This is a genomic window from Cupriavidus sp. 2SB, from assembly GCF_005503625.1.
In the GTDB taxonomy this organism is placed as follows: domain Bacteria; phylum Pseudomonadota; class Gammaproteobacteria; order Burkholderiales; family Burkholderiaceae; genus Cupriavidus.
Map to the genome: position 1 here is coordinate 1 of NZ_SCMX01000137.1, position 8406 is coordinate 8406.

6 protein-coding genes are annotated in these 8406 nt (G+C 63.7%); 2 read left to right on the top strand and 4 right to left on the bottom strand.

Annotation, left to right across the window (positions count from 1 at the left end; all coding sequences use genetic code 11):
• Nucleotides 1-152: 152 nt before the first annotated feature.
• Nucleotides 153-2432, bottom strand: coding sequence for a nitric-oxide reductase large subunit (locus tag FFS21_RS31230; protein WP_137928546.1), 2280 nt, complete (start codon nucleotides 2430-2432; stop codon nucleotides 153-155).
• A 155-nt stretch (nucleotides 2433-2587) separates the two neighbouring features.
• Between FFS21_RS31230 and norR the strand changes: the two genes are divergently transcribed.
• Nucleotides 2588-4228 (top strand): nitric oxide reductase transcriptional regulator NorR, encoded by a 1641-nt coding sequence (norR, locus tag FFS21_RS31235; protein WP_137928547.1) that lies wholly within the window; start codon nucleotides 2588-2590, stop codon nucleotides 4226-4228.
• Here norR and paaK read toward each other — a convergent pair.
• From paaK to paaG, 3 genes are all read right to left on the bottom strand, one after another.
• Nucleotides 4129-5433, bottom strand: coding sequence for a phenylacetate--CoA ligase PaaK (gene paaK / locus FFS21_RS31240; RefSeq protein WP_137928548.1), 1305 nt, complete (start codon nucleotides 5431-5433; stop codon nucleotides 4129-4131). The two genes, norR and paaK, sit on opposite strands and share 100 nt — an antisense overlap.
• 69 nt (nucleotides 5434-5502) lie before the next feature.
• Nucleotides 5503-5943, bottom strand: coding sequence for a hydroxyphenylacetyl-CoA thioesterase PaaI (gene paaI, locus FFS21_RS31245; RefSeq protein ID WP_171020534.1), 441 nt, complete (start codon nucleotides 5941-5943; stop codon nucleotides 5503-5505).
• Between the two features lie 43 nt (nucleotides 5944-5986).
• Nucleotides 5987-6826 carry a 2-(1,2-epoxy-1,2-dihydrophenyl)acetyl-CoA isomerase PaaG gene (gene paaG, locus FFS21_RS31250; RefSeq protein WP_137928549.1) on the bottom strand — a complete coding sequence of 280 codons (840 nt, stop codon included), beginning with the start codon at nucleotides 6824-6826 and terminating at the stop codon, nucleotides 5987-5989.
• 276 nt (nucleotides 6827-7102) lie between these two features.
• Here paaG and FFS21_RS31255 point away from each other — a divergent pair, with 276 nt between their 5' ends.
• The gene (locus tag FFS21_RS31255; RefSeq protein ID WP_137928550.1) at nucleotides 7103-7879 is read left to right on the top strand and encodes an enoyl-CoA hydratase; all 777 of its coding nucleotides are present in this window, start codon (nucleotides 7103-7105) and stop codon (nucleotides 7877-7879) included.
• The last annotated feature ends 527 nt before the right edge of the window (nucleotides 7880-8406 follow it).

Here is an 8406-nt window from a genome sequence, read left to right on the forward strand (position 1 = left end):
GACACTTCCTTCCACGGCATGGCAGGTCTCCCAAAAGACACTGCCAGCCAGTCTAGATGTGTTACCCATGTCTCCGAACAGGTGTTACCTATGTGTCCGGGCTATACACCGCGAGCGGGAGAGGGGAGAAAGCCAAGAAGCGCAGCGCAGGTTCACTGCCTTGCGAGTTGCCCCTCGGTTGCCTCATTCACAGACCGCCCCACCACACCCTTCACCACCACCCAGACAAACATCAACGCCCCCACCAGAAACACCACATCTCCAAACGTTCGCACCCATCGCAAGGTCTGTAGCAGCGGCTGCTGCACGAACGCTTCGCTCCTCGCATACCAGAGCCCTTCGTTGATGCTTGCCAGTGCCTGGATGATCCCGATCGGCAACAGGCTCGTGGCGATCATCAGCACCAGTCCGCCGTTGAGGCTCCAGAAGGCCATCGACATCAAGCGCGAGTTCAACACGTAGGAAGGCCGCACATAGCGCAGCACCAGCAGCGTGAAGCCGAGCGCCAGGAAGCCGTAGACGCCGAACAGTGCCGCATGGGCATGGACGGGCGTGGTGTTCAGGCCCTGCACGTAGTACAGCGAGATCGGCGGATTGATCATGAAGCCGAACACGCCGGCGCCGAGCATGTTCCAGAACGCCACGGCGGTGAAGCACATCACCGGCCAGCGCAGGTTGTCCATCCACGGCGCGCGGGCTTTCAGGCGCCAGTTTTCCCATGCTTCATGGCCGAGCACGATCAGCGGCATGACCTCCAGCGCGGAGAACGTGGCGCCAATGGCCATCACGGGTGTGGTGGTGCCAGCGAAGTAGAGATGGTGGAACGTGCCCGGAACGCCGCCGAGCATGAACAACGATGCCGACGCCAGGCTTGCGGCCGTGGCCATCGGGCGCGAGACCAGCCCAAGAGTCGAGAAGATGAAGGCCAGCGCCGTGGTGGCGAATACTTCGAAGAAGCCTTCCACCCACAGGTGGACCACCCACCAGCGCCAGTACTCCATCACGGTCAGGCTGGTGCGCTCGCCGTAGAACAATCCCGCGCCGTAGAACAGGCCGATGGCGATCACCGACGAGGTGAGCAGCGCCAGCAGGTTCTTGTCGCCCGTGCCGCGCGCACGCAGGGCAGGCGCGATGCAGCGCATCATCAGCACCAGCCAGATGACGATACCGGCCAACTTGCCGATTTGCCACAGGCGCCCCAGGTCCACGTACTCGTACCCTTGGTGACCAAGCCAGAAGTTCAGGTTTGGCGGCATCTTCTGCGCGATGGCAAGGTAGTTGCCCGCGAACGAGCCCACCACCACGACGACGAGTGCCCAGAACAGGACATCGACACCCAGCCGCTGGAACTTCGGGTCCTTGCCGCCGTTGATCAGCGGCGCCAGGAACAAGCCGGCGGCCAGGAACCCGGTGGCGATCCAGAACAGCGCACTCTGGATATGCCAGGTGCGCGTCAGTGCGTATGGGAACCACTGCGAGACATCCACACCGTAGAACTTCTGCCCTTCGACCGTGTAGTGCGCGGTGAAGCCGCCGATCAGCACCTGGAAGGCGAACAGCGCCACCACCAGGAACAGATATTTGCCGAGCGCCCGTTGCGAGGGTGTCAGGGCATAGGTCGTCAGCGGATCGCGTGCCGGAGGCGCAGGCAGTGGGGCCTCCTTTTCGCGCAGGAACGCCCACGCCCAGATCAGCAGCCCCACGCCGGCCAGCAGCACCACCACGCTGGTGATCGACCAGACCACGTTCTCGGCGGTAGGCCGGTTGTCGATCAGCGGCTCGTGCGGCCAGTTGTTCGTGTACGTGGCCGTGTGGCCGGGGCGCTCGGTGGCTGCCACCCAGGCCGTCCAGAAGAAGAACTGCGTCAGGCTGGCCCGACGCTCCGCCGATGGCAGCGTGTTCTCCTTCATCGCAAAGCTCTCGCGACTGGTGCGCAGTTCTGGCGCATCGGAGAACAAGCGCGAGTAGTAGTTGGCAGTGAGCGCGATGGCCTTGGCCCGACGCTCCGATACGGTCAGCACGTTCGTTGCGACGTCAGCCTGATTGCCACGGTACTCGGCCTTGAGTTCTGCCCGCAAGGCGGCGCGTTCACCCACGTCGAGCGAGGCGTAGTCCTTTGCGTGGCGCTCGCGTGCGGCCAGGTCCAGCCAGGCGGTGAGTTCGCGATGCAGCCAGTCGGCGGTCCAGTCCGGCGCCTGGTAGGCACCGTGGCCCCAGACCGAACCGAGCTGCATGCCGCCGACCGATTGCCACGCGGTCTGTCCGTCGAGGATGTCCTCGGATGTGAACAGCATGACGCCATCGACCGTGACGACCTTGGCGGGGATCGGCGGCTGCTGACGGTAGACCTCCACGCCGTAGTAGCCGAGTAGCGAAAAGGTGATCGCCAGCACGGCGATCAGCGTGAACCATAGTTTCTTGTAGGGACCCATGATGGATTTGTTCCTTCGCAACAGATGTCGGCGCATCCTGTGCGAATCTTGTGCCGGAACAAATGCATCGGAAATTCAATGATTTGCCGCGCTCCATGGTGATTTGAACCATACCCGGACGCGGTGAAATTAACCATGGAAGGGTTTTTTCAACCATGATTGGCGAACGTCTCATGGCGGATCTCTCGGCGGATTTGCCGCAGGCCGAGCGCATGCAGCGACTGGTGGTGGGCCTGCGCGCGCAATTCCGTTGCGGCGCCGTGGCATTGCTCCAGCAGGAGGAAGACCATCTGCGGCCCGTGGCAGTGGACGGCCTGGTCCGCGACGCACTGGGTCGCCGCTTTGCCACCGGACTGCACCCCCGGCTCGCAGTTATCCTGGCCCGGCGCGATGTGACCTGTTTCGATCACGACAGCGTGCTGCCCGATCCTTACGACGGCCTGATCGACGAGCACGTGGGAGAGCCGCTGCCCGTGCACGACTGCATGGGCGTCAGCCTCCACGTCGAGGGCAAGCCGTGGGGCGTGCTGACACTCGATGCGTTGCAAGTGGGCACGTTCACTGCGGCTGCGCAGGCGGCACTGCGCCGGCTGATCCCGACAATCGAGGCAGCCATCCGTATGTCGCGGCTCGAAGCCGAGAATCGCGCACTGCGGCTAGGACGTACGGAGGCGCCTGCAGGCGAGGCAATACGCGACGACGGCGAGATCATCGGCCAGAGCGAAGCCGTGAGCCATCTGCTGCACGAACTGCGGGTGGTGGCCGACTCGGAGCTGCCGGTGCTGCTGCTCGGCGAAACGGGCGTGGGCAAGGAATTGTTCGCGCACCGGCTGCATCGGCTGTCGCGGCGCCGCAATCGTGCGCTGATCCACGTGAACTGCGCGGCGTTGCCGGAATCCTTGGCCGAGAGCGAACTGTTCGGCCATGCGCGCGGCGCGTTCTCCGGCGCAACGGGCGACCGGCCGGGCCGCTTCGAAGCCGCTGACGGTGGCACGCTGTTCCTCGACGAGGTGGGGGAGTTACCGCTATCGATCCAGGCCAAGCTGTTGCGGACGCTGCAGAACGGCGAGATCCAGCGGCTGGGGTCTGACCGGCCGCGCCGCGTGGATGTGCGGGTGATCGCCGCCACGAACCGGCACCTGCGCGATTTGGTGCGGGCCGGGTCGTTCCGCGCCGATCTCTATCACCGGCTGTCCGTCTATCCAATCCCGATACCGACGCTGCGCGAGCGCGGCAACGACGTGCTCCTGCTGGCCGGACACTTCCTCGAACTGAATCGGGCGCGGCTGGGGCTGCGCAGCCTGCGGTTGTCCGCCACGGCGCAGGTGGCGCTGCGGCGCTATCCCTGGCCGGGCAATGTGCGAGAACTGGAGCACGTGATCAGCCGCGCCGCGCTGAAGTGCGTCAGCCGGGGCGCGAGCCGCACCGACATCGTGACGCTGGATGCGGACCTATTTGCCGACCTGTTCGCGGATTCGATTTCGGATCCGTCCGCCGCGCCCCCCGCGCCTCCCGTTCAGATCGCGGACGCAGGCATGACGCTGCGCGAAGCCGTGGATGCCTGCCAGCGTGCCTGTATCGAACAGGCACTCGCTGCGCAGGACGGCAACTGGGCGCAGGCCGCGCGGTTGCTGGGTGTGGACGCCAGCAATTTGCACAAACTGGCCGGCCGACTGGGCTACAAGCGCGATGCCCTTCAGCGCGGTCGGTTGTCCACGATCCGTCGCGCCTTGCCCACGGATCGCTCCACACCGCCTTCGGGCAGGATCTCGATACCCGCCGACACGCCGATATAGGACTTGATATCGTGTGCCAGCATCGCCTGCGCCTGGCCGGCCACCGACGGATCGGCGCCATGGGCGCATTCCACGCGGACAGTGAGCGTATCGAGCGGGCCGTCCTTGTTCAGCACGCACTGGTAATGCGGCGCCAGTTCGCCGTGCTTGAGGATCAGTTCCTCGATCTGCGAAGGAAAGACATTCACGCCACGCACAATCATCATGTCGTCCGTGCGTCCCGTGATCTTCTCCATGCGACGGAAGGCGGCGCGCGCCGTGCCGGGCAGCAGCCTGGTCAGGTCTCGCGTGCGATAGCGCACCACGGGCATCGCTTCCTTGGTCAGCGATGTGAAAACCAGTTCGCCGAACTCGCCATCGGGCAGCACCTCGCCGGTGTCGGGATCGATGATCTCGGGATAGAAGTGGTCTTCCCAGATAGTTGGGCCGTCCTTGGTCTCGGCACATTCGTTGGCCACGCCAGGTCCCATGACTTCCGACAGCCCATAGATATCGACGGCGGAGATATTCATGCGCTTCTCGATGGCCGTGCGCATCTCGGGCGTCCAGGGCTCGGCCCCGAAGATGCCGATGCGCAGCGACGTGGAGGCCGGGTCGATGCCCTGGCGCTCCAGCTCGTCGGCAATCGCCAGCATGTAGCTTGGCGTCACCATGATGATCTCGGGCTTGAAGTCCTGGATCAACTGCACCTGCCGCTCGGTCTGGCCGCCGCCAAACGGAATCGCGGTGAGCCCGGCCTTTTCCACACCGTAGTGCGCGCCGAGGCCGCCCGTGAACAGCCCGTAGCCGTAGCTGATATGCACCTTGTCGCCCCGCCGCGCACCTGACGCCCGGATCGACCGCGCCATCACCGTAGCCCAGGTATCGATGTCCTTCAGCGTATAACCCACCACCGTGGGCTTGCCCGTGGTGCCCGACGATGCGTGGATGCGCGCGATACGGTCCTGTGGCACGGCGAACATGCCGAACGGGTAGTGGTCGCGCAGATCCTTCTTCGTGGTGAACGGGAATCGCGCGAGATCGGCCAGCGACCGCACCTGATCCGGATGGACGCCGGCCTCATCGAACTTGCGCCGATAGACGGGCGAGTTGTCATAGGCATGGCGCAGCGACCATTTCAGGCGATCAAGCTGCAGCGCCTGCAGTTCGGCTCGGCTGGCGTGCTCGATCGGCTCGAGCGGCAGATCGGTGGGGCGGGTACTCATCGATGTCTCCACATTCCGGGATCGGTGCGCTACGTTGGCGCGAGGGAAAGCTGTGCCAGTGCGAGAGATTTATGCGTCGGGCGGCGGGACCACATGGCCCTTGATCTGGGCCGACTTGCCGCGGAACATCGCCACCGGCTCTCCGGCTCGATTGGTCACTTTGATATCGTAGATGCCGTGCCGGCCGGACAGGATCTGCTCCTCGGCCTCGGCGGTCAGCACGTCGCCGCCCTGCACGGGCCGCAGGAACTCGATCGAGCAGCCCGACGCCACGGTGTTGATGTTGTGGCTGTTGCAGGCAAAGGCGAAGGCAGAATCGGCCAGCGTGAACATCAACCCGCCGTGGCAGATCGCATGGCCGTTCAGGAATTCTGGCCGCACCGTCATCGACAGGCGCGCATAGCCGGGCCGCACTGCATCGACCGAAATGCCCAGCCAGCGGCTGCAGGCGTCGGAGTCGTACATGGCGCGGGCGGTGGCCTCGGCCAGGGCCTGGGGATCGTTAGTCAAGCGACACTCCTTCCAAAACGGAAACGGGTGAACCGGTGGATCGTCAGGCGCCAGTGAAATGCGGCGCGCGCTTTTCGAGAAAGGCATTTACGCCTTCCGTGTAGTCGTGCGACCGGCCAAGCTCGCGCTGAAGGTCACGTTCGAGATCGAGCTGCGCATCGAGCGTGTTCGTGGCGCTGGCCCGGAAACTCTGCTTGATGGCGGCCAGCGCGCGCGTGGGCTGCGAGGCGAGGTGCGTGGCGAGTGCCATGGCCTGTTCAGGCAACAGCGGATCGTCCATGACTTCCCAGATCAGGCCCCATTTCTCGGCGTCGTCGGCAGTTAGCCGATCGCCAGTCATGGCCAGTCCCATCGCGCGCGCCATGCCCAGCCGCTTCGGTAGTAGCCAGGTGCCGCCGGAGTCCGGCACGAGGCCAATCTTGACGAATGCCTGGATAAAGCTGGCGGACCGCGCGGCCAGCACGATGTCGCATGCCAGCGCCAGGTTCGCCCCGGCCCCGGCGGCCGTTCCGTTCACGGCGGCCAGCACCGGCAACGGCAGTGCCTGCAGCCGGCGGATCAGCGGATTGAACCAGGTATCGATCAGTTCGCCGAGGTCGGTGGCGTTCTCGGGCGTGAAGTCCAGATCGGCAAGATCCTGCCCCGCGCAGAAACCACGGCCGGCGCCAGTCAGCAGCAGCGCCCGGGCGCCACCGGCTTCGACCTGATCAATCGCCTGCACCAGCACACGATGCATCTCGCGCGTAAAGCTGTTGAGCTTGTCGGGGCGATTCAGCGTGACCACGGCCACGTCAGCCTGCCAGCGCAGCAGGATCGGTCCGGATTCAATGGTGCCGCGCGCGCGTTGCGCCGGGGTGGGGGGCATGGTTGTCTCCTGCGCCATGTTGTTCTCCAGGTCGATGATGTGGGTCTTTGTCCACGAAGCGTCGCATGAGCCATTGTAGATAGCATGCGCGCCTGTTAAATAAACCGACCGGACGGTCGGCAAATAATAGAGGGGATGGGCGCGGGGCGCAATATGTCTGGCAACTGTGCCGGATCATCCGTCGCGATATTGCCAAGTCGATCCGCCTGGCGGCACACGCCGCCTTGACCGCTGCCACGGCAGCAGTGGAGTATCGATCCGCAATCAAAGACGCCCCCAACGATAGGAGAAGACATGTCGTACGAGAACATCCTGGTGGAGACCCGCGGCCGCGTCGGGCTGGTGACGCTGAACCGCCCGAAAGCGTTGAACGCCCTCAACGACGCCCTGATGGACGAACTGGGCGCGGCCCTGGTCGCATTCGACGCCGACGAGGCGATCGGCTGCATCGTCATCACCGGCAGCGAGCGTGCGTTTGCGGCCGGTGCCGATATCGGCATGATGGCGAAGTATTCCTATATGGATGTCTACAAGGGCGACTACATCACCCGCAACTGGGAAACGATCCGTCGCATACGCAAGCCCGTGATTGCCGCCGTGGCCGGCTATGCGCTGGGCGGCGGGTGCGAGCTGGCGATGATGTGCGATATCGTCATCGCCGCCGATACCGCCAAGTTCGGCCAGCCCGAGGTCAAGCTCGGCACGATGCCCGGCGCCGGCGGCACGCAGCGACTGCCCCGCGCGGTATCCAAGGCCAAGGCAATGGACCTGTGCCTGACCGCCCGCATGATGGATGCCGCCGAAGCGGAACGGGCCGGACTGGTTTCGCGCGTGGTGCCAGCAGACAAGCTGCTCGAAGACACGCTCGCTGCGGCCGACACCATCGCGGGTTTCTCGCTCCCCGTGGTCATGATGATCAAGGAGTCGGTCAACGCCGCCTATGAGACAACGCTCAACGAAGGCGTCCACTTCGAGCGCCGACTTTTCCACTCCACCTTCGCTACGGAGGACCAGAAGGAAGGCATGGCCGCCTTTGTGGAGAAAAGAGCACCAAATTTCCGCCATCAATGATGTTGGGGTGCCAAAATAGGGAATACCCGAGGTGATAAGTAGGGTATTTGTAGGGCTGGAGAATTAATTTCCAGCCCTACTTTCCTTTTAAATCAATGGCTTGAACTGCATAATCCGAATTTCGCCCCACGGCTCCGTGACATACGTGTTGCAAAGCTTCCGAATCGGTCTTAAGATTCGCCCCCTCGCAACACAAACCGCGCTGCAAACGCAGCGACGACAAGGGTTGCGGGGCAGCAGTGGCGGGGGTTGCGGGTTTTGCAGCGCTGGCCGGCAGAGAAAGAAATCTTCTGCAAACTGTTGACGAAACGATGAATGTTCTGCATAATCTCGTTTCTCTGCTGCAGCGAAAGCGACGCGGCAGACGCAGTAAGAAATAGCGCAGTACCCGACGGCAGCAAAGCTGTTCGTCATTGTTCTTTAACAACCAAACAACCGATAAGTGTGGGCGCTTGATGGCGAACGCCGCTGAGGACTTCGGGTTCTTAGTGTTGCTTCAAAAGTATCAAGTGCTCGCACAGTAAAAC

Coding starts and splice junctions, on each gene's coding strand:
- FFS21_RS31230 (WP_137928546.1), bottom strand. CDS start 2,432: ATGGGTCCCTACAAGAAACTATGGTTCACGCTGATCGCCGTGCTGGCG.
- norR (WP_137928547.1), top strand. CDS start 2,588: ATGATTGGCGAACGTCTCATGGCGGATCTCTCGGCGGATTTGCCGCAG.
- paaK (WP_137928548.1), bottom strand. CDS start 5,433: ATGAGTACCCGCCCCACCGATCTGCCGCTCGAGCCGATCGAGCACGCC.
- paaG (WP_137928549.1), bottom strand. CDS start 6,826: ATGGCGCAGGAGACAACCATGCCCCCCACCCCGGCGCAACGCGCGCGC.
- FFS21_RS31255 (WP_137928550.1), top strand. CDS start 7,103: ATGTCGTACGAGAACATCCTGGTGGAGACCCGCGGCCGCGTCGGGCTG.